Consider the following 18,340-nt stretch of genomic DNA (forward strand, 5'->3'; position numbering starts at 1 on the left):
GCTGGAAAGTTATGCGATCGGATAAAGCAGCGGTAGTCAAAGAGCTCACCACCACGCTTGCCTCAATTGAGCAGGTGGCCGACCCCGAGTATCTGCAGCAGCGGGTACGCGAGCTTGAGGACAAAGCTGCGGATCCTAGCCTGTGGGATGATCCCGCCCACGCCCAAAAGATCACCTCCGAGCTGTCGGCTAATCAGGCGAAACTGCGCAAGCTGAAAGATTTACGCCAGCGCCTGGATGATGTTCCGGTGCTGTATGAGCTTGCCGACGAAGAAGCCGCCGAAGGTGGAGACGAAGCAGGGACGGTTGCTGCCGATGAAGAATTGGCGGCGCTGGAAGAAGACATTCATGCCCTAGAAATCACCACGTTGCTGGCTGGTGAGTATGACGAGCGTGAAGCCGTGGTCACTATTCGCTCCGGTGCCGGTGGTGTGGATGCTGCGGATTGGGCAGAAATGTTGATGCGCATGTATATCCGCTGGGCAGAGCGCAAAGGGCACAAGGTGGAAATCTATGACGTGTCTTATGCCGAAGAAGCTGGCATTAAATCCGCGACTTTCGTCGTGCACGGAGAATACATGTACGGAACGATGTCTGTGGAACAAGGCGCACACCGTTTGGTCCGGATTTCCCCGTTTGATAACCAAGCGCGACGCCAAACCTCGTTCGCGGAGGTGGAGGTGTTACCGGTCGTGGAACAGACCGACTCCATTGAGGTGCCGGATTCTGAGATTCGTACCGACGTCTACCGCTCCTCGGGGCCGGGTGGGCAGTCGGTGAACACCACTGACTCGGCGGTGCGGTTGACCCACGTGCCTACCGGTATCGTGGTGACCTGCCAGAATGAGAAATCACAGATTCAAAACAAAGCTTCTGCGATGCGTGTGTTGCAGGCGAAATTGTTGGAGCGTAAGCGGAAAGAAGAACGCGCCGAGCTGGATGCGCTCGGCGCGGGTGGTAATGCCTCGTGGGGTAACCAGATGCGCTCGTATGTTTTGCACCCGTACCAGATGGTGAAAGATCTGCGCACCAACCATGAGGTGGGGGATCCCGGCAAGGTACTGGATGGCGATATCGATGGCTTTTTAGAATCTGCCATCCGGTGGCGTATGTCGGAGGCCGCCGGGGACAGCGGGGACGACACCGCCGAACAAGCTAGTGAGTAGCTGCCGGGTATTCCATTGGCGATCCAGGGCCCAGCGGGATGCCCAGGAAGTACCAGATCAGGAAGAATGCAAACCAGCCGACGAGCATTGAGATCGAATACGGCAGTGCCAGTGACATCAAGGTGCCGACGCCGGAGCGCTTGTAATAACGCTGCAGGAAGGTCAGTGCCAGTGCGAAGTACGGCGACATTGGCGTGATGATATTTGTCGGGCTATCGCCGATACGGAACAGCATCTGGCTGACTTCCGGCGAGATGCCGACATACATCAGCATCGGAACAATAACCGGAGCCATCAAGGCCCACTGCGCGGAACCCGAAGTAATAAACAGGTTGAGCAGTGCAACCAAAATGACCACACCAGCGAATAATAAGAATGGTGGTAGGTCTGCTCGGTTGAGCAGCTCGGAGCCGGTAATCGCGGTCCACACACCCAGGTTGGACCATTCAAACCATGCCAAAAACTGCGCGACGGCGAAGAACAACACGATCATTGGCAGCATGGTTTTCAGACCAGCGGCCATGAATTCTGGGATATCGCCGGAGCTGGTGATGGATTTGGATACCAAGCTGTAGACGATTCCGCACAGGAAAAATACTCCGGCGATGGGTACCGCGATGGAGCGAATGAGTGGCGAATCCATGGTTTCGCCGTCTGGGCCGGCCAGCGGGGATCCCGGGATGAACAACAAGGCAAAATAAGCCGCGAGCATCACCAGCAAGGCGATGCCGGTCGCACGCAATCCAGCCTTTTCGTGTGCGGCAAGCGTGAGCTGGTCGCGGGCATCGCCACTGCTGGTGTCGTTATCGTCATCATCGGAGGTGCCACCGTTATCGGAGGTATCACCGCCACCGGCGGCATTACCACCGGCGGCGTTGTCGAACGAGACTTCAGAGTAATCGATTTCGTCATGATCGACCAGATCGTGTGCGCGTTTGTTCACGAACAACTCGGTCACGGCAGTAATGATCAGCGCCAGTACCACCGCGGATGGGATGACGAAGAAGATATTCGCCAGTGGGGAAACATCGTAGTTTTCGTCGACTAGTTGCGCGGCCGGGGTGGAAATACCTGCCAGCAAGAGGTCGGTGATGTTCAGGATCAACGAAGAGTTGAAGCCTGCCGACGATGCGGCGAACGCCACCATCGCGCCCACGATAGGTGAGCGCCCAAGCGCATGAAACGACATTGCGCCCAGTGGAATCAGAATGACATAAACCGCATCGGAGGCCACCGAACCAGTAACGCCAGCGAGAGCGAGGGTAAACGTCAGTACCTTCGGGCCCACTTTCGCGACCATGGACCGCACCAGAGCACTCAGCAATCCAGAATGCTCAGCAACTGCTACACCCAGCATCACCGTCAAGATGACGCCGAGCGGAGGGAAGCTGGTGAAGTTTTCCACCGCATCGGTGACCATGCGTTGGATTCCCTCGGTGGTCAACAGGTTTTCTACCTCGACGGTGTCGCCAGAATCAGGTTGCGTGGCGGTCATGCCAATCGTCGAGCCGATCCAGCTGGTGATTGCGACCAGACCGGCGAGGATGACGAATAGCCAAAATGGGTTCGGTAGTTTATTACCGATTTTTTCGATCAGGCCAAGAAAACCGCCTGCAGATTCCCCGGCCTTGCCGCCGGTGTTGTGTTTCTTTTTGTCCTTTACTTTCGTGGCCCCGCCACTCGATGATGGCGCTGTGTCCTGGCTGGCCGCAGAAGCTTGATCAGTTTGATCAGCTTTGTCAGCTTTTCCGGCTTTGTGTGCCTCGGTTGCATTCATGGTTCATGGCCAATCTGTGGTTGGTCTGATTGCCGATCACGCCGATCATGCAGATCATATGATTCGGTGATCTATTTCACGATATATCTGTCGGTGGTGCTTGTCGAGAATTAGTGCACTACCCATCAGTTGCCACTGTGGTTAGAGTGTTAGTTGTGATCACTTTCGATAAGGTCTCCAAGGAATATCCAACATCAACGCGGCCGGCGCTGGATGGGATCGATCTGCAGATCGACAAGGGCGAGTTCGTTTTCTTGATCGGCCCGTCTGGGTCAGGCAAGTCGACGTTTTTGCAGTTGCTTATTCGCGATACCAATGTCTCCAAAGGCGACATCCATTTCGCGGATTTCCACGTTAACAAGCTCAAGGGCGGCGAGGTGAACAAGCTGCGCCAGCGCATCGGGTATGTCTTCCAGGATTTCCGTCTGCTGAGCAAACTGAATGTCTACGACAATGTGGCATTCGCCTTGGAGGTCATTGGCGAGCGCCCGCAACGCATCAAAAAGCGCACCATGGAGGCGCTCGAAATGGTTGGGCTGGATGCGAAAGCTCATCGCATGCCGAATGAGCTTTCGGGTGGTGAGCAGCAGCGCGTCGCCATTGCCCGGGCGTTTGTGAACCGCCCGCTGTTGTTGCTTGCCGACGAACCAACTGGCAACTTGGATCCGCATACCGCTGACGAGATCATGACGTTGCTACGGCAGATCAACGCGAAAGGCACTACCGTCGTCATGTCTACGCACAATGCGCGCACCGTCAACGATATGCGCCAACGTGTGATCGAGATGAACCTGGGCACAATCGTGCGTGATGAAGCCCATGGTGTTTACGGCGAATCGCGGTAGCTGGGTGGTAGCGCCGCTACCGCCTGCAAGTACAGCCCGGAAGGGCAGGAGAAAGATATGAAGCTGAGTTTTGTGCTCAAAGAGTCGTTCAAAGGTCTGGGCCGCAACTTCACCATGGCTTTTGCGCTGATTGTTACCACCGCGATTTCGCTAAGCCTGGTCACCGCCGGTGTTTTGGTGTCGATGATGGCGTCGGATACCAAAGACATTTATCTTGAGCGCGTAGAAGTGATGGTGCAGTTGGATGAAGAAATCTCGACGACTGATGAAGACTGCACCTCGCAGGCCTGTAGTGAGGTCAAGCAGGCTCTAGAGTCAGAAGAGGGCGTAGAGTCGGTGATTTTCCGCTCGCAAGCGCAGTCGTATGAGCGTTTCGTAGAAGTATTTGGCGAAACTGACCCGGTGTTAGTGGAAGAGACCTCACCGGATGCTCTGCCTGCCGCACTGCACGTGCGGCTGACGGATCCGACCGATACCAGCCCGCTGGACCCAATCCGGGACCTGCCGCAGGTCGGTAGTGTCATCGACCAGGTCGAAGACGTCCGCGGGGCCACGGACAACCTGGATACCATCCGGAATGCGACGTTCCTTCTCGCTGTGGTGCAGGCGGTGGCTGCGATTTTCTTGATCGCCAACATGGTGCAAATCGCGGCATTTAACCGTCGGGAAGAAATCGCCATCATGCGCATCGTGGGTGCTTCCCGTTGGTACACCCAGGCGCCATTCGTGATTGAGGCGATGCTGGCGACCTTGCTGGGTGCCATCGTTGCCGGGGTGGGTTTGTTTGCTGCGAAGTTCTCGATCGTGGACCCATCGTTGGCCGGTTTGTACGAATCACAATTGATCGCACCGATTCGCACCCGCGATATTTGGGCTAGTTTCCCCGCTGTTGCCGTCGTCGGCATGCTCTTTTCCGGTATTACCGCCTATATCACGCTGCGCTCCTACGTGCGCAAGTAAAACTAGTAGGATTGCAGCTGTTATGGCGAAAAAGGGCAACAAGGCGAAAAAGAACGCGGCGGCGGCCAATTCAGCGGTGCTGGCAACCAACCGCAAGGCACGCCACGATTTCAAGATTCTCGATACTTATGAGGCCGGAATGGTGCTGGTAGGCACCGAGATTAAAGCCATGCGCGAAGGAAAAATTTCGCTTGTCGACGCCTTCGCCACTCTGGACAAAAACGAGATTTGGTTGCGCAACCTGCACATCCCGGAATATTCCATGGGGCATTGGACAAACCACTCGCCGAAGCGCACTCGCAAGCTGTTGCTGCACCGCCGCGAGATTGACAAGCTGATGGGGCAAGTCCGTGATGGTTCTCGTACGCTGATCCCGCTGAAGGTTTATCTCAAAGACGGTAAGGCTAAATGTGAGATTGCCCTCGCAGAAGGCAAGCTCAACCGAGATAAGCGCGAGGATATTAAACGCCGCGACATCAACCGCGAAGTTTCTCGTGAACTGGGGCGCCGCGTCAAAGGAATTAACGCTTAAAGCAGGTAGTCTTTCACCCATGTCTCAAACGCGTGCGAGATTGCGGCAAGTTCCTGGCTTAGATGGTTTGCGCGGCTTGGCTGTCGCAGCCGTCGTGATCTATCACTTCTTTGGTGACGCATTACCCGGTGGCTATTTGGGCGTCGACATGTTTTTCGTGCTCTCGGGGTTTTTGATCACTTCGTTGTTGTTGCGCGAATATGACACCACCGGCACGGTGAATCTGAAGGATTTTTGGGTTCGTCGGCTGCGCCGGATCATGCCGACGGCAATCGTCGTGCTCGTGATCTGCACCGCGATCGTCGGTGTTATTGGGGGCGATTTTGCGGTCAATATCCGCACGCAATTTTTGGGTTCACTGTTTTTCGTCAGCAACTGGACGCAGATAGCGACGTCTGCTTCGTATTTTGCTGACAGCGAGGTCGAAGTCTTTGCGCACTATTGGTCACTGGCAGTAGAAGAACAGTTCTACGTGCTGTGGCCTTTAGCATTGTTCGCGTTGCTGGCCGTGTGGGGTGCGCGGAAGCGATTGCATATTGCGCTGGCATCGCTGCTGGCGGCGGTCGCTTCGGCGATTGCCATGGCGGTGGTGTATTCCCCGGATGCTGATCCCACTCGCGTGTATTACGGCACCGATACCCATGCGTTCGGCTTGTTGATCGGCGCTGTATTGGCGATGTTGCTGACCACCAGCAAGGCTGATCCGACACGCGATTCCTGGCCCGTGTTAGAGCTAACGCGTGCACGGTTCGTGGCGTCGCTGATCGGCCTGGTAGCTACGGCAGTCTATGTGGTGCAGCTGTTTGTGATGGCCGATGACGGCAATTTCCCGTATTGGGGAGGGCTGTTCATTACTAGCCTGGCAGGCGCCGGAATGATCTATGCAGTAGTTTATGAGGTCGCGCCGCTGCGGTGGGTCTTCGAATTCCCGCTCATGCGTTATCTAGGCCAGCGCTCGTTTTCCATCTATTTGTGGCACTGGCCGGTCATTATGATTATCCGGGAGCTGGCGCCAGAAGAGACACTGGATGGGCATGCTGTCTGGTGGGGTCTTTTAGCTGTGGTGATCTCGCTAGGGTTGTCTGAATTGAGCTACCGCTGGATAGAAAACCCGTTCCGGCGCAAGGGCTATGGCACAGTCTTCGCGGTTATCTGGGCGCACCGTCCACGCACGGCTTCGGCTTCCAGCACGACGTCGACGTCGCCCAAAGCGCCTGTTGCCTGGATAGCTGGGCTCGTGCTTACCGTTGGCTCGGTAAGCGGAACCGCCTACGCGGTGGTGAATTCATCAGATAAAACGCAGCTGGAGCAAGATTTGGATGCGCTCGCTGAACAGAACCGGCAGCAACGCCAAGAGATGCAGGAGCACGCTGGCGATGCAAAAACTGGCGATGCAAAAACTGGCGATGCCAAAAATACAGATGCTGAAACTACAGATACTGACAAAAGCGACGGCGCGAAAAGCAGCAACGACAGCAGCTCCGCGGGCAGTTCTGGCGAAAGTGGCAAATCGAAAGACAAGCCAAATAAGAAAGATATTTCCGATCGCAGCATGCCCGCCGGTGACGAAATTACCGCCATCGGTGATTCGGTAATGCTGGCGTCGTTGATGGCGTTAAACGAAGAATACCCGGGCATTTATGTTGATGCGGATGTCTCCCGTGCGTGGGGAGTGGGTGTGCAAGTTGCATCCTCGCTGGCCTCACAAGGGCTGCTGCGCGATACGGTGGTCCTCGGATTCGGCACCAATAGCGAGGCCCATCCGGGCGAGATCGCTTCGATGATGGAGATCATGGGTGACGACCGCACCGTTGTTATGGTTCTGCCGTATGGTGATCGATCCTGGATGCCGCGAGCACGCGAGCAAATCATCGAGGCCGCTGAGACCTACGACAATGTCTATGTTGCGGACTGGTGCACCCACGCGATGCACACCCCAGGGGCGTTGCGCGAGGACGGTATCCACCCGGATCCGATTGGTGCTACCGAATACGTAACCGCGATCACATACGCGCTGCAGCAGTACGTCAACGGGGATAAAAACACCGATACCCTCTGCTAACCAGGCCATTCCGAAAGGTGTGGTGAGACTGAACGACGTTACTGGTCGATTGGTCTTGAGCTAGCTCATTTGGCTAGCTCGGCCACTACCGCTTGGCAAAGCGCATGCCGTCGATGATTTCGTCGTTATCGAAGATGATGGGCCGGCCATATTCTAGTCCTGGTCCATCGTCGTATTTGTGCATTAAATAGTCGTTGAGCTGCTGCATATCCCGCACGGTGATGGCTTGGTACGGCATGTCGAAAGCGATTTTTTCTAGAAACAGGTAGCCGTCGTCCAGCGGTACCGCGACGCCGGTGTGCCCAATGAACAACGTTGCCGGTTTGGTCAGGGTGTCGTGCGAAAACATTGAGATCACACGCGCATCGGTGTCTGCGAATTCGATGCCGCGTACGTCGAAATGTGCCTGGATATCGGCGATGTGCTGCGACGGGTTCAGTGCCGATGTTGTCGGGATATTGCTGTAGAACGCAGCGAACTTTCGACGTTCTTGCTCGTCCAGAATTTCTCCTGGCGCGTTGTTTAGCGACTCCTGGTCGATAAACAGCAAAGACTCCTTTGGGTTGTCCTGATCGTCGACAGTGAACAACGAATCCGCCAGCGTAAAGGTGTTGATCCGACAGTTCGTGCCCGCATAATTGGAGTGATGCTGCTGCCAGGCCGTGGTGATTGCCTCGACGTCATAGTCCGGGTCTTGCGTTCCGTAGTCGGTGAATCCGTCGTTGATGAGGCTATCGGTGGGGACGGCGTGATTGAATTCGTCGACAAGCCGGAAGAAACCGTCGATACTTTCCTGCGGCACACCTGCATCGGTGAGTGCCTTACGTGCGGTGTCCTGCGATTTCTTGTCGACGAGGTTGCTGACCGTCATGCCTTCCAACAGCTCTGCCGCGTCATTTTCTGCGGTGGGGAACCGGCTTTGTTGCGTGTCGGATGAGGAATGTGCAGGCTCAGTTTCTGCAGAGCTTGCCCCGGTTGCTCGAGTTGTTCCAGTTGATTCAGCTGTTCCAGTTGATTCAGCTGTGCCGTTTGACTCTGTTGTTGCCGGGCGTTCACTGGAACTGTCTGGCCCAGCACATGCCGCGAGCAGCAGGACGGTGGTTAGCGAAGAAGCGAGGAAAAGTTTCGTGCGCATTGGTTCATGCTAACGAACTGACGAATCTGCATGTGGCCGTAGGCAAGAGCGAGTATGCTTTGCGGTTCGTGTAGTCGTAAGCTTGCACGTAGCCGACAATCAGGTGTAGTCTGATCGCTTACAAGGGTTTCCCTGACAACGGGGTTGATTTGGTTTCGACTTCGTCTGTTGAGCCAGGGGAAGCGTGCCGGTGTAAGGTAACGGCCACCGTAAGCGGCGTTACAAATACAATAAACGCAGAGAAGACCTCTCAGCGTGACTACGCCCTCGCTGCCTAATTAAGCTGCAGCGACCGCGTGTCTGTCAGCCCAAGTTATGCTCTTGGCTTGGAATCTGGCATCGACTAAAGAGCTTGCCTTCTGGCTGAGTCATCAGGGCCAGTAGGGACACTCACTGATGGCTGGACCCATCTTCCGAGACGTGTTCGTGCGAGTCGGAGGGTCGAGTAAGGATCATGCGCGAACTGCGCACGGAGAAGCCCTGGCGAAGCAACGAAGGACCCGGGTTCAAGTCCCGGCAGCTCCACAAAAAGGGGGTAGCCCAGGTTAGCGATAACCTGGGCTTTTCTCATATAAACATCATGTGTACTGCGGTTATGCTAACTGTGCAGTAGCGTGCACGTGGGGGGTATTCATCTTCCAAATATCTTCCAAATATCTTCCATATATGTCATGATCTTCCACAGATCTGGGTTAATCCCAGGAGTTTACCTGTTCGTCGTGACGGTGTATGGTGCATTTTTGCAAATAGTGAACAAAAAGGCCGCTCTCAGCGCGCCTATTTGCAAAAATGCACCAACACTTGATTACCCGAGGCATGATTACCTGCGATGGGAAGTCTTATCGGCGCCGCGATGGGGTGAATATCATCGCTTTTTGCTACTTGTCGCGATGCTAGCTTGGAGGGACTGGGACGGAGTCGGTTCTGAAAACTTGGGCACAGCTCGAAAACTTTCGGCATACTGTGACCTATGACTGATTCGACTCCCGGACTATTTGCCACAGGATCATTGGGGCAGTTTGCAGAAAAGTGGGCCCGCGGTATCGCGGAGGTCCTTGAGCAGGAATTTCCTGCCGTCAATATGCACATCAGCACTTCCGCCGCCGACTGCGATGTGCGACCACGTACGCAGCACCCGAGTTTCTGGGGCTGTTTCGACTGGCACTCGAGCGTGCATATGCAATATTCCGCGGTGTGGTTGTTGGCAGAAGAAGAAATATCGCCGGAGGCACGCAAACGCCTGCACGACATCTTGGAGCAGAGGTGGGACAAGCACGCGTTGCAGGTCGAATATGATTATTTGCTCAAAGATCCTAGTTTTGAGCAGCCCTACGGTCGTGCCTGGTTATTGCAGCTTGCGCGGCGTTCCGGCCGGGAGGAATTTCTCCCGCCGGTAGAGCTCACCGAAAAGCACATCAGCACGTGGGTTTCTGCGCTGAGTCATCCGATTAGGCACGGCATGCATTACAACACTGCGTTTAATCTTTTCCTCATGCTCGATGCTGCCGAAGCGATGGGGCGTGGCGAACTCGCTGCGGTGCTTGCCGACGCGGCCCGCAGGCTTTTCCTGGATGATCGTGACTATCCGCTGGAGTGGGAGTTGTCTGGTAGCGACTTCCTATCGAATGCCTTGTGCGAAATGTTATTGCTTTCGCGTGTACTGAAAGAGACAGAGTTCAGTGCTTGGCTAGAAAAATTCTTGCCTGCGCAACAAGATGCGCTGACTTTTCTGACCTACACCCCGGAAGTTTTGGATCCGAGTGATGGTCAGTTAGCGCACCTGTTTGGCCTCACGCTGTCACGGGCGTGGATGTTGCGCGAGTTGGCCCCGCATTTGGACCAACAAGCGCAGGAGTTCATTACTGAGCACACGCCAGAGATGCTGGCAAGTGTGGAAAAGCAGCTTGTCGACGGCGATTTCATGGCCACGCATTGGCTTATTACTTATGCGTTGTTGGCCATTCGCGCAGACCAGTAATGCCGGAAATTAGCGTACTCCACGCATCATGGTGAGAATTGGTTTGCGTGCGAAGAATATCGCGAAACCACCGATCAATGATGCGGTTGCCATGATGGAGAAGTACACGACTTCGTTTTCTTCGCTGTAGAACTGGGCCAGCCATCCAGCGATGGCAGTGCCCATACCCAGTGATGTCCAGAACAGTGCCATCATCTGGGATTTGTGGGCATCTGGTGCCAGTTTCGTGGCCAGCGAGGTGCCGGTTGGAGAGATGCACAGCTCGGCTAGCGTGATCACGAACAGAACACCCACTAGCCATCCCACGTTGACGATTGCTTGTCCGCTAGGGAACAGGAAGATGGCAAAAGCGATACCTGCACCCAATAGACCGAGTGCAAACTTGGTGACAATAGTGGGCTGTTTTTCGCCCATTTTGGTCCACATGACGGAAAACAGTGTGCCGAACATGATGATGAACAACGGCGCGATGGAGTTGAACAGCCCGGGCTTGAGCTCCATCCCGAAGATATTCCAGTTCAAACGTGTATCGGAATAGACCGCCATGACGGTGAACTGTTGTTGGTAGAGCGACCAGAACAGCACACTTCCGAACCACAGGGGAACGAAAGACTTGACACGGGAGTGCTCGGTTTCGTTGGTCCTGTCGCTGCGGAACAAGATCACGAACAGCACGATGGCACAGATTGCGATTAGTCCGATCACCCAGGTGTCAATGTTGCCTGGTGTGATGAGCCCGACCCAGACCATGACGACGACGAGAACGATAAACGCGATGGTTGCAGCAAGTGCCTTCTTCTTTTCTGCGGGCGACGCTGGGTTCGACACGTGGTGAGCACTGGCTGGCAGGTTTTTCCGGGTGAACCAGTACTGGATGAGTCCGAGTGCCATACCGATGGCCGCGATACCAAATCCCAAGTGGAAACCGGAAACATCCCAGGCGAAGTTCGTCGCTAAGGGGCCCAGCAGCGCACCGATGTTGATGCCCATGTAGAAGATGGTGAAGCCAGCGTCACGGCGGGTGTCTTTCAGGTCATAGAGCGAGCCGACCAGGACGGATGCGTTGGTCTTCAGACCACCGGAGCCTACGGCGATAAGGATCAGGCCGATGACGACACCGCTGACATCTGGGATGATGGACAGTGCGATGTGGCCCGCCATGATCGCAATAGCGGAATAAAACAGTGTGCGCTCGGGGCCCCAGACTTTATCGCCTAGATATCCGCCGACGATGGCCATCAGGTAGACCATGCCACCGTATGCGCCGATGACACCGGTGGCGGCGCCTTTATCGAGGCCCAATCCGCCGTCGGCGACGGAGTAGTAGAGGTAGTAGACCAGGATGATCTGCATTCCGTAGAAGGAGAAACGCTCCCACATTTCCACGAAAAACAGGTTGGCCAGCATGCGTGGGTGGCCGAAGAAGGCTGCGGAACCGGTATTTGGCCCGGTTTCGTCTGCTGTGGTGCCGGAGTCTGTCGCCGGCTGAGATGTAGACATGAGAGAATCCTCGAACTTACTCACGAAAATGATTACGGTAACAGCCTAAAACTACACTTTTGTGCTGTGAACACAAGGGGGCTAAACGACGAATAGAAGCGTGGAAAATACGAAGATGAGTCTGCAATTTGTAAGAAGCAATTTTGCTAACTTAAGGAGATGAATAAGACGCGGGATAGGAGAACTAACGTGTTGGGTGTCTCTACCAGCAAGAGTAGGCAGTTCCATCGGCTTAGTGAAGGTATAACCCCAGGTGCTCGTGGGCTGAGTGGGATTTTTGGTGTCGCGGGCGTACTGCATTTTCTCCGCCCCGCGGTTTTCGATTCGATTGTTCCGGGGTGGGTCCCGGTCTCTGCGCGGTGTGCTACTTATGTCAGTGGTGCAGTGGAACTTGGTCTTGCATGTGCGCTGCGTAAATCCCATACCCGCTCGATTGCAGGTTATGCTTCGGCGGCGTTTTTGGTTGCAGTGTTTCCCGCAAACGTGGAAATGATGAGGCGGTGGGTGCGGCAGTCACGGCGAAAAGCCGTGGTGAGCGTACTGCGATTGCCCCTACAAATTCCTTTAATCTACGGTGCATGGCGCGTCGGCAAGCGCAACGTCGCTTAAATCACTAGCGGGGGTAGGGGGCAAGATTGGAAAAGCATAGGAAAATGCTGGTTAAGTAACGATTTCCTAATGTGTTTTGTCCACCGTGGGGTGTAGTAGTCCAGCCAACCCTTGTTAAGTCAACCCGTGCTTAATAAGGTTAAGCTTTGGCTGTGTGTTTGCGAATTGCTCACACAGGCAATTATCAGAGTTGCGAACTTACGCTACCCCCAAGGAGAAGTGAACGAAGATGGCTTCAGTAAAAATCCGCAATACTGTAATCACTGGACTTGCTCTGTCCAGCCTGGTTCTTACCGCTTGTTCCACTGATGATGCTGAGAGCACCAACGCAGATGCTACGACGTCGGCAGAATCAAGCGCTGCGGAATCTTCGTCAGATGCTGCCTCCGACGGTGACACCATCACCATCGAAGATAACCATGGCACTCAGGAGGTTCCGAAGAACTCCAAGGCCATTGCCGCAACTGACAACCGCTCTTTCGAGATCCTGGAAAAGTGGGGAGTAGACCTCGTTGCTGCTCCGAAGCAACTGGTTCCGCACACGGTTGACGCTTACCGCGAGGACGATTCCGTCGCCGATCTGGGCATGCACCGCGAACCAGACCTGGAAGCTTTGGTTGCTGCACAGCCGGATCTCATCATCAACGGGCAGCGTTTCCAGTCGCATTACGACGACATCAAGCAGCTGAACCCAGATGCTGCCTTGGTAGAGTTCGAGCCTCGTGACGACGAAGACTTCGCGGAGGAGTTGCGTCGGCACGCACTGGGACTCGGCGAAATTCTGGGTCATGAGGATGACGCCCAAGAACTCGTCGACGAATTCGATGCTGCTATCGAGCGCGCGAAGAAGGCCTACGATGGTGAATCCAGCGTGATGGCACTGAACGTTTCCGGTGGCGAGATCGGTTATGTGGCTCCTTCCCTCGGCCGTGTTTATGGACCTGTCTTCGACATGTTGGATTTGAAGCCTGCGCTCGAGGTCGATGATGCCTCGCAGAACCACAAAGGTGATGATATTTCCGTAGAAGCCATCGCGGATTCTAACCCAAACTGGATGTTCGTACTGGACCGCGACGCTGCAATTTCTGCGCGGTTGGAACCTGGCTACCAGGCAGCGAAAGACGTGATTGAAGGCTCCGATGCTTTGCGTAACGTCGCTGCGGTCAAAGATGGACAGATTGTCTATGCACCAGAAGACACCTACACCAATGAATCCATCATTACCTACACCGAGATCCTGAACGACATCGCTGACGCGTTTGAAGCAGCGAAGAAGTAATTCTCCCGCTCTCGTTCGAAGGCGTGCGTGATCGTCCGCGAGAATAGTCACCATTCGTCGAATGATGCGCACGCTGAGACCTACAATGCCAGCCGAGGCTACGAAACCGTAGCCTCGGCATTGCCATGAGCATTGGTAGATCATAAGCATCGGTAGATGATGAAGAAATGAAGGCACAAGACATGACCACTGCGACAACGCCTGGCACCCCCGATGGCACGAACATGCCGACGGGCGAGTCGGGACAGCGAACCCAACCACGGCGCGCGCAGACGCGGACGAAATTATTCGACTGGAAATTGGCCGTCGGTTTCGTCGTCGTTGCAGCGTTGCTGGTGACATCACTGATGGTTGGCGAATACAACATCTTTGAAGCAGCTGACGGTTCGGACTTCTTCTATATCACGCGCTTGCCACGCACTATTGCGTTGGTTTTGGCAGGTGCTGCGATGGCGATGTCAGGTTTGGTCATGCAGCTACTGACACAAAACCGATTTGTCGAGCCGACCACCACCGGAACCACCGAATGGGCTGGTCTTGGTCTGCTGTTTGTCATGTACTTCATCCCGACGGCGTCGGTGCTTGAACGCATGATTGGTGCCGTGTTTTTTGCCTTCGTCGGCACCATGGTGTTTTTCCTGTTTTTGCGCAAGGTTTCGCTGCGGTCATCGTTGGTAGTTCCAATTATCGGCATCATGCTGGGCGCAGTGGTCTCGTCGATCTCGACATTTTTCGCCTTGCAATTCGACATGCTGCAATCGTTGGGCATTTGGTTTATGGGCTCGTTTACGTCTGTATACAAAGGCCAATATGAAGTGCTGTGGGTGGTTGTCGCGATCGCTGTTGCGGTTTTCTTCTTCGCCGATCGTTTGACGGTTGCCGGGCTTGGCGAAGACATTGCCACCAACGTTGGCGTTAATTACGCGCGGATCGTGTTGGCGGGTACTGCCTTGATCGCGGTGGCCACCGGCGTCGTGACGGTCGTGGTGGGAGCGTTGCCATTTTTGGGCCTTATTGTGCCGAATGTGGTCTCCATGTTCCGCGGCGATGATTTGCGTTCGAATCTTCCGTGGGTTTGCTTGCTCGGAATCGCCATTGTGGTGGTGTGTGACCTCATCGGACGTACCATTATCAGTCCATTCGAAATGCCAGTTTCTGTCATATTGGGCATTGTTGGTGCCATTGTTTTTGTCACTCTGATTGTTAGGCAGGCACGCCGTGGATAATCTCCAGACAAATAACGCATCCGGACATACTTCTCGCGTAGAAGATCGTGCGCAGGCGGGAAATCCTGAGCCGTCGGGGCGTGTGGAGCAGGGCATGAGTCCGGCACGGCGCATAAGCGAGAACCAAGGGCAACAACCACGCGAACGCAGCGCTTCTGCGTTTCAAAATTCCGCTGCGGCCGGCAAGTATTGGATTATTCTCGGTGTCCTCGCAGTCATCGCTGCTGGTTGCGGGTTTGGCCTTTTGGCCTATGGGAACCCGATGCCCGTGGGCACCGAGCAATTTTGGCTCATTGCCGAGCGGCGGATGAATTCCGTGATCGCGATGGCGGTGGTCGCGATCTGCCAAGCCATGGCCACGGTGGCTTTTCATACCGTCACGAATAACCGCATTATTACCCCTTCCATCATGGGGTTTGAATCACTATATGTGCTGATTCATACCTCCACCGTATTTTTCTTGGGCGCAGCCGGACTGCACAACGCCCGTACTTTGTCGACGTTCGTGTTCCAGATCGTCGTGATGATTTTGCTCTCGTTGATTCTGTATTCCTGGTTGCTGACCGGAAGGCATGCAAATATGCACGCTATGCTGCTGGTCGGCATCATCATCGGCGGCGGTCTGGGTTCTATTTCGACGTTCATGCAGCGCTTGCTCACACCGTCCGAATTCGATGTGTTGACCGCACGAATGTTTGGTTCGGTTAATAATGCTGATCCGGAATATTATCCATTAGCTATTCCGCTCTGCCTGGGGGCAGCCGGACTATTGTTCGTTTTCTCGCGCAGGTTGAATGTTTTGGGGCTTGGCAAAGACGCTGCGATGAACCTGGGCCTGAACTACAAGATGTGGTCGATTGGTACGCTGATTTTGGTATCGGTGCTGATGGCGGTCTCGACGGCGTTGGTCGGACCAATGACCTTCCTCGGCTTTTTGGTAGCGACGTTGGCTTATCAATTCGCCGATACCTTTGACCACCGTTTCATTTTCCCCATGGCGGTATTGACCGCATTTTCAGTACTCACTGGTGCGTATTTCGTGCTCAACCACGTCTTTTATGCCCAGGGAGTTGTCTCGATCGTCATCGAGCTGGTTGGCGGCTCGGTCTTCCTATTTGTCATTTTGAGAAAGGGACGCTTGTGATTACCCTCCAAAACCTGCACAAGGCCTATAGCAGTGACGTTGAGATCGGTCCGGTGAATCTGGAGATTCCTGCCGGCGGTATCACCGCGCTCGTGGGCCCGAACGGTGCGGGTAAATCAACCTTGCTCACGATGATCGGGCGGCTACTGCAGCCGGATTCCGGCGAGATCACTGTCGGCGGGGCCGATATCTTTAATACGAAGTCGAAAGACTTGGCGCGCATTGTGTCCGTTCTGCGCCAGGAGAATCATTTCATTACGCGTTTGACGGTGCGTCAGCTCGTCGGGTTTGGGCGCTTCCCGTATTCCAAAGGTCGTTTGACGCCTGCCGACGAAGAAATCATTTCGAAGTACATCGACTTTCTGAATCTCACTCCGCTGGAGAACCGCTACCTGGACCAGCTATCGGGTGGGCAGCGCCAACGCGCGTATGTCGCGATGGTGTTGTGTCAGGAGACTGATTATGTGCTTCTCGACGAACCGTTAAATAACCTCGATATTGCGCATTCTGTCGAGATGATGCGGCACCTGAAACAAGTAGGTCCTGAGTTCGGGCGGACCATTATCCTGGTGCTGCATGATATTAACTTCGCCGCACGCTATGCGGACTATATCTGTGCGGTGAAAGACGGTCAGATCTGTGAGTTCGGCACTCCAGAAGAGGTCATGAAAGACCATATTCTTACTGAGATCTTTAATACGGACATCGCGGTGATTGATGGGCCGGACGGTCTGCTGGCCTGTTATCACTAAAATGGCTGACGACGAAGAGGATGAGACAGCAAAAATTGATCGCGAAAATATAGCGGCGAAATGATGATTCAGAACCTGGTGGCACAGCAGATACAGCGGTGTATAGATTTCCTAGCTGAACACCAGGTTCTTTTCTATGTGGCGACGATACTGCTCGGTCTTTTCGTATCGCCCTGGGATCTGGAAAAGCTGGTGGGTCCGGCTCTTGGCCTTTTGATGCTGTCGACGTTTTCTGCGCTACCACTGCGGCGGGTGCGATTAGCCCCGCGGCTAACCGCGGTAATTGTGGCATTAAATTTTCTCGTCGTGCCGTGTGTTGTTTGGGTCTTAGTCCAGCCTGTGCGTGGTGACCAGGCACTTCTTCTCGGCATTACTTTGGTCCTGTTGGCCCCCTGCATCGACTACGTTGTGCCATTTTCGGGCTTGGCCGGAGCTGCAAATCATCGGTTATTGGCGATCACCCCATTGCTGTTTGTGCTGCAGATGTTGCTGCTCAGTTTGCTACTCCCGCGGTTGATCGGGGCGGGGTTCGTTGAGGCGGCGATGGGTCCAATAGTGCGTTCCGTCGTGGGGTTGTTGGTGATCCCATTGGGTCTTGCGTGGTTTGTGCAGAGGTGTGAACGCACGTGGCGGAATCGGTGCGTCGGAGGGATAGCCAGACAAACTCGAATCACTGTAGATGGAGCAATGGTGCCCTTGATGGTGGTGACGTTATTCGCCATCACCGCGACGTACGGCGCAGATGTGTTCCGTGACAGCCGCGCGCTTGTCCCGGCAGTTGCTATCTATGTTGTCTTCGCCGCAGTCATGGTGACGGTCGGGCTTGTTGCCGCACAGGTAACGAAGTTGCGTGTCGACGATGGGGTGGCGGCGGTGTTTTCCGGCGTGGCTCGAAATTCCTTAGTCGTTATGCCGATTGCGTTAGCGTTCCCGGAGGGATTTGAAGCTGTTCCGATCGTGATTGTCACGCAAACATTGGTCGAATTATGCGTCATGGTGTTGTTAATCAAAACCGCCCCTTACCTGCAAAAACTTTTGCAATAAACCTCGAATTTGCAATGTGTTTACTTATCGCTTAAGCTTATCCAAGTCGCCGCGAGGGGCTGACAGAGAAAATAACTTCACAGGATGTTGTTTCTGGTGGTTGTTGTGCTTTGTTTGTCTGGCGGGGATGGATGATAATTTTATAGGGCCGATGCTTGCCTTTGGTGGCTGCTGACTGTGTGGTTGGTGGTTGTTGTGGGTGGGTTTCGCTGGTTGCTTGTGTGGCAGTCTGGTTCGCGGTGTTGTGATCAACGACACAGTGTTCTGGTTTGTGTTCAAGTAACTTGGTGTGTAAAGTCGGTCTCGCTGCTTTGCTGAAAGGCGCTTGGTT

At 54.6% G+C, this 18,340-nt stretch carries 16 protein-coding genes and 1 other RNA gene; 13 read left to right on the top strand and 4 right to left on the bottom strand.

The window, feature by feature from the left end; genetic code table 11:
* Window positions 1–11: 11 nt before the first annotated feature.
* Window positions 12–1,166 carry a peptide chain release factor 2 gene (prfB, locus tag B142_RS0108055; protein WP_018121035.1) on the top strand — a complete coding sequence of 385 codons (1,155 nt, stop codon included), beginning with the start codon at window positions 12–14 and terminating at the stop codon, window positions 1,164–1,166.
* Here prfB and B142_RS0108060 read toward each other — a convergent pair.
* A complete protein-coding gene (locus B142_RS0108060; RefSeq protein ID WP_018121036.1) occupies window positions 1,156–2,943 on the bottom strand; it encodes an AbgT family transporter in 1,788 nt (595 codons plus the stop codon). The genes prfB and B142_RS0108060 overlap by 11 nt on opposite strands.
* A gap of 155 nt (window positions 2,944–3,098) precedes the next feature.
* Between B142_RS0108060 and ftsE the strand changes: the two genes are divergently transcribed.
* Genes ftsE through B142_RS0108080 form a run of 4 tightly spaced genes read left to right on the top strand, consistent with a single transcriptional unit; the run spans window position 3,099 to window position 7,342 of the window.
* Complete coding sequence (gene ftsE / locus B142_RS0108065) at window positions 3,099–3,788, top strand: cell division ATP-binding protein FtsE (RefSeq protein WP_026167965.1); 690 nt, start codon at window positions 3,099–3,101, stop codon at window positions 3,786–3,788.
* A gap of 57 nt (window positions 3,789–3,845) precedes the next feature.
* Window positions 3,846–4,748, top strand: a complete 903-nt coding sequence (gene ftsX / locus B142_RS0108070; RefSeq protein ID WP_018121038.1) for a permease-like cell division protein FtsX — start codon at window positions 3,846–3,848, stop codon at window positions 4,746–4,748.
* 22 nt (window positions 4,749–4,770) lie between these two features.
* Window positions 4,771–5,280, top strand: coding sequence for an SsrA-binding protein SmpB (gene smpB / locus B142_RS0108075; RefSeq protein WP_018121039.1), 510 nt, complete (start codon window positions 4,771–4,773; stop codon window positions 5,278–5,280).
* Between the two features lie 19 nt (window positions 5,281–5,299).
* On the top strand, window positions 5,300–7,342 hold the full coding sequence (locus tag B142_RS0108080; RefSeq protein WP_018121040.1) for an acyltransferase family protein: 2,043 nt from the start codon (window positions 5,300–5,302) through the stop codon (window positions 7,340–7,342).
* An 85-nt stretch (window positions 7,343–7,427) separates the two neighbouring features.
* Here B142_RS0108080 and B142_RS12300 read toward each other — a convergent pair whose 3' ends face one another.
* Window positions 7,428–8,477, bottom strand: coding sequence for a DUF4300 family protein (locus tag B142_RS12300; protein ID WP_039734073.1), 1,050 nt, complete (start codon window positions 8,475–8,477; stop codon window positions 7,428–7,430).
* A gap of 140 nt (window positions 8,478–8,617) precedes the next feature.
* On the opposite strand from B142_RS12300, the gene ssrA reads away from it, so the two are divergent.
* Window positions 8,618–9,005: a transfer-messenger RNA gene (gene ssrA, locus B142_RS13255) on the top strand.
* Window positions 9,006–9,447: 442 nt separating this feature from the next.
* Entirely contained in the window at window positions 9,448–10,455 is a 1,008-nt protein-coding gene (locus tag B142_RS0108100) for a DUF2891 family protein (protein ID WP_018121044.1), read from the top strand.
* Window positions 10,456–10,464: 9 nt separating this feature from the next.
* Here B142_RS0108100 and B142_RS0108105 read toward each other — a convergent pair whose 3' ends face one another.
* Window positions 10,465–11,955, bottom strand: a complete 1,491-nt coding sequence (locus B142_RS0108105) for a peptide MFS transporter (protein WP_018121045.1) — start codon at window positions 11,953–11,955, stop codon at window positions 10,465–10,467.
* Window positions 11,956–12,114: 159 nt separating this feature from the next.
* Between B142_RS0108105 and B142_RS13260 the strand changes: the two genes are divergently transcribed.
* The 6 genes from B142_RS13260 (at window position 12,115) to B142_RS0108130 (ending at window position 18,009) form a co-directional block, all read left to right on the top strand.
* Entirely contained in the window at window positions 12,115–12,564 is a 450-nt protein-coding gene (locus B142_RS13260) for a DoxX family protein (protein WP_236658159.1), read from the top strand.
* A 229-nt stretch (window positions 12,565–12,793) separates the two neighbouring features.
* A complete protein-coding gene (locus tag B142_RS0108110) occupies window positions 12,794–13,843 on the top strand; it encodes a siderophore ABC transporter substrate-binding protein (protein ID WP_018121046.1) in 1,050 nt (349 codons plus the stop codon).
* 224 nt (window positions 13,844–14,067) lie between these two features.
* Window positions 14,068–15,069 (top strand): ABC transporter permease, encoded by a 1,002-nt coding sequence (locus B142_RS0108115; protein WP_026167967.1) that lies wholly within the window; start codon window positions 14,068–14,070, stop codon window positions 15,067–15,069.
* Window positions 15,070–15,163: 94 nt separating this feature from the next.
* Window positions 15,164–16,213, top strand: a complete 1,050-nt coding sequence (locus B142_RS0108120; RefSeq protein WP_049148706.1) for an iron chelate uptake ABC transporter family permease subunit — start codon at window positions 15,164–15,166, stop codon at window positions 16,211–16,213.
* Window positions 16,210–16,965 carry an iron ABC transporter ATP-binding protein gene (locus B142_RS0108125; RefSeq protein ID WP_018121049.1) on the top strand — a complete coding sequence of 252 codons (756 nt, stop codon included), beginning with the start codon at window positions 16,210–16,212 and terminating at the stop codon, window positions 16,963–16,965. Before B142_RS0108120 ends, B142_RS0108125 begins: the two co-directional genes overlap by 4 nt.
* A 60-nt stretch (window positions 16,966–17,025) precedes the next feature.
* The gene (locus tag B142_RS0108130) at window positions 17,026–18,009 is read left to right on the top strand and encodes a hypothetical protein (protein WP_018121050.1); all 984 of its coding nucleotides are present in this window, start codon (window positions 17,026–17,028) and stop codon (window positions 18,007–18,009) included.
* 37 nt (window positions 18,010–18,046) lie between these two features.
* Here the strand turns inward: B142_RS0108130 and B142_RS13880 are convergent.
* Window positions 18,047–18,340 (bottom strand): hypothetical protein (locus B142_RS13880; protein WP_208853758.1); only part of this gene is annotated, 294 nt, incomplete at its 5' end.

Source organism: Corynebacterium propinquum DSM 44285, assembly GCF_000375525.1.
In the GTDB taxonomy this organism is placed as follows: Bacteria; Actinomycetota; Actinomycetes; order Mycobacteriales; family Mycobacteriaceae; genus Corynebacterium; species Corynebacterium propinquum.

Bases quoted from the DNA above. Each gene is read 5' to 3' on its own strand.
- prfB (WP_018121035.1), top strand. From the start codon at position 12: ATGCGATCGGATAAAGCAGCGGTAGTCAAAGAGCTCACCACCACGCTT.
- B142_RS0108060 (WP_018121036.1), bottom strand. From the start codon at position 2,943: ATGAATGCAACCGAGGCACACAAAGCCGGAAAAGCTGACAAAGCTGAT.
- ftsX (WP_018121038.1), top strand. From the start codon at position 3,846: ATGAAGCTGAGTTTTGTGCTCAAAGAGTCGTTCAAAGGTCTGGGCCGC.
- smpB (WP_018121039.1), top strand. From the start codon at position 4,771: ATGGCGAAAAAGGGCAACAAGGCGAAAAAGAACGCGGCGGCGGCCAAT.
- B142_RS0108080 (WP_018121040.1), top strand. From the start codon at position 5,300: ATGTCTCAAACGCGTGCGAGATTGCGGCAAGTTCCTGGCTTAGATGGT.
- B142_RS12300 (WP_039734073.1), bottom strand. From the start codon at position 8,477: ATGCGCACGAAACTTTTCCTCGCTTCTTCGCTAACCACCGTCCTGCTG.
- B142_RS0108100 (WP_018121044.1), top strand. From the start codon at position 9,448: ATGACTGATTCGACTCCCGGACTATTTGCCACAGGATCATTGGGGCAG.
- B142_RS0108105 (WP_018121045.1), bottom strand. From the start codon at position 11,955: ATGTCTACATCTCAGCCGGCGACAGACTCCGGCACCACAGCAGACGAA.
- B142_RS13260 (WP_236658159.1), top strand. From the start codon at position 12,115: ATGAATAAGACGCGGGATAGGAGAACTAACGTGTTGGGTGTCTCTACC.
- B142_RS0108110 (WP_018121046.1), top strand. From the start codon at position 12,794: ATGGCTTCAGTAAAAATCCGCAATACTGTAATCACTGGACTTGCTCTG.
- B142_RS0108115 (WP_026167967.1), top strand. From the start codon at position 14,068: ATGCCGACGGGCGAGTCGGGACAGCGAACCCAACCACGGCGCGCGCAG.
- B142_RS0108120 (WP_049148706.1), top strand. From the start codon at position 15,164: ATGAGTCCGGCACGGCGCATAAGCGAGAACCAAGGGCAACAACCACGC.
- B142_RS0108130 (WP_018121050.1), top strand. From the start codon at position 17,026: ATGATGATTCAGAACCTGGTGGCACAGCAGATACAGCGGTGTATAGAT.